A 332-nucleotide genomic window follows, 5' to 3' on the forward strand; every position below is an offset into this window, starting at 1 on the left:
TTGTCGGCGACGAGGTTTTCGAAATTGCCACCGGTCGCGTTGGTGATCGAGTTAACCAGCGGCGCGTGGCCGGTCAGCGCATCGTTCGGCGCGGTGAAGGTCACGGTGCCGGTGGTTTTGCCGACTTCGATGGTGATGTTCTGACCATTGGCCAGCGTCACGACAACCGGCGAGCCGGTAACTGGAGCGCCAACCGTGGCGGTGTAGGTGACGGTGCCGCCTTCAGCCACCGAGGTATCGGCGGTCAATTTGACCGTCGAGGTATCGATGGTGTCGGTTACTTGAGTGATTGCTGGTGTGGTGCTCGGAACAAGGTTCTCGAAATTTCCACC

Annotated in this window: 1 protein-coding gene; it reads right to left on the reverse strand. The window is 59.6% G+C overall.

Going from position 1 to position 332, the window contains the following annotated elements:
• Positions 1-332: immunoglobulin-like domain-containing protein (locus HU755_RS27025; RefSeq protein ID WP_186638307.1), on the reverse strand; the 332-nt coding region annotated here is incomplete at both ends.

It is taken from the genome of Pseudomonas sp. SWRI111 (genome assembly GCF_014268555.1).
In the GTDB taxonomy this organism is placed as follows: Bacteria; Pseudomonadota; Gammaproteobacteria; order Pseudomonadales; family Pseudomonadaceae; genus Aquipseudomonas; species Aquipseudomonas hamedanensis.